At 68.8% G+C, this 1,628-nt stretch carries 2 protein-coding genes and 1 pseudogene; 1 reads left to right on the top strand and 2 read right to left on the bottom strand.

Annotated features, from left to right (window positions below):
* Positions 1-729: pseudogene (locus AB0O00_RS38440) on the top strand (IS3 family transposase); the annotation flags it as partial.
* 194 nt (positions 730-923) lie between these two features.
* Here AB0O00_RS38440 and AB0O00_RS38435 read toward each other — a convergent pair.
* Together AB0O00_RS38435 and AB0O00_RS38430 are read right to left on the bottom strand one after the other, a co-directional pair.
* Positions 924-1,295: a hypothetical protein gene (locus AB0O00_RS38435; RefSeq protein ID WP_363659324.1), complete on the bottom strand. Its 372-nt coding sequence runs from the start codon at positions 1,293-1,295 to the stop codon at positions 924-926.
* A gap of 92 nt (positions 1,296-1,387) precedes the next feature.
* A partial coding sequence (locus AB0O00_RS38430; RefSeq protein ID WP_363659323.1) for an integrase core domain-containing protein occupies positions 1,388-1,628 on the bottom strand: 241 nt, incomplete at its 5' end.

Here is a 1,628-nt window from a genome sequence, read left to right as displayed (position 1 = left end):
CGGAGAACGCGCGTCTGCGAAGGCGGAGACGGAGTGGCAGCTGGAGCGCGAGATCCTGCGCCGGGCAGCCGCCCATTTTGCCAAGGAGATGAAGTGACGCCCCGCCGCTGGGACTTCATCTCCGCCCACGCCGGCGAGTTCGGCGTGAAGCGGCTGTGCCGGGTGATGGAGGTCTCCCGCTCCGGCTACTGCCGGTGGCAGGCCGGCGCCGAGGCCCGCGCCGAGCGCCGCAGTGAGGAGGACGCCTTGGTGGCCGGGATCCGCGAGATCCACGGCGAGCACAAGGAGACCTGCGGAGCCCGGCGGGTGCACGCCGAACTACGCGGCTTCGGGCACACGGTCAACCGCAGGCGGGTGACCCGGCTGATGCGCGAGCACGGCATCGTCGGCCGCCATCTGCGGCGCCGCAAGCGCACCACGGTCCCCGACCCCGTCGCGCCGCGCGCCCCGGACCTGATAGGCCGCGACTTCACCGCCGCCGCGCCCGATAAACGTTGGTGCGGCGACATCACCTATATCCAGGTCGGCGGCAGCTGGCTCTGCCTCACCTCCGTGATCGACATGTGCTCGCGCCGGGTCGTCGGTTGGTCGATGGCTCCGCACATGCGCGCCGAGTTGGCCGTCCACGCGCCGGAGGCCGCTGTCGCAGCCCGGGGCGGGGATGTCACTGGGGTGATCTTCCACAGCGACAGGGGCCCGCAATACACCTCGGCCGCGTTCGCCGAGGTCGGGGCTTCCCCCGGGAACGTGGACACCGGGTGCTGTGCGGCCGTGGCCAGCGTAACTGGTCTCTGATCGTAGGCGATCGGGGTCATGTGGCTTCGCCCAGTCCGGGTGAGCCGCTTGCGGCCCTGGTCGAAGGAGCCTCCGACTGACGGGTTGGCCCCGGTGCGCGGGCGCGTCAGGGCTGCGCCGACGGGCCGCTACTGCGGCTCGTCTCGCTGGAGGATCCGGGTGCCCTGGAAGGGCAGATCGTCCTCGTAGTCGCAGGCGGCGACGGCAGAGACGCTGTGCAACCAGAAGTGCTCAAGGACCGTGATGACCAACTCGTCCGTGGCGGCGCTGCGGTCATCCGGCTCGATGTCGATGGTCACGCGCCAGGTCAGGAAGTCGTCGGCCTGGCGTCGATGGAGCGGTTTGTGCCTCATCACGTAGATGCCCACCGGGATGTCACCCACCAGGGCCTCGGCGGACGTGACCGAGAAGTTGATCCCCAGCAGGTCCTGCAGACCGTTCTTGACCTGCACCGTGCTCTCGAGATCGACGTAGATCTTGCAGTAAGCGTCGTCTTTCACAGTCGCAGTCTCCCCTCTCGCTCGTACTCATCGTGGGACCGAGGGATGCCAACGGGGTCGGCCCCCCGGCAAACGTCACGTGTCTTCGGATGTTATGCGGCGGCGGTCAGCGTAACTGACCTCTGCTCGTAAGCGATCGGGCTCATATGGTCGAGAGCCGAGTGCCTTCTCCAGGTGTTGTAACGGTTGATCCAGCGAAAGACGGCGAGGCGGGCCGCGCGGACTCCGGGCCAGCGTTTCGCGCCCTGGAGGGTCTCCCGCTTCATGGACGCGTTGAACGCCTCGGCGGCGGCGTTGTCCGCACTCGTGCCGACGGCTCCGCGCGAGCGGGTC

Source organism: Kitasatospora sp. NPDC093558, assembly GCF_040683475.1.
Taxonomy (GTDB): Bacteria; Actinomycetota; Actinomycetes; order Streptomycetales; family Streptomycetaceae; genus Kitasatospora.
This window is presented reverse-complemented; position numbering and strand designations above follow the sequence as displayed.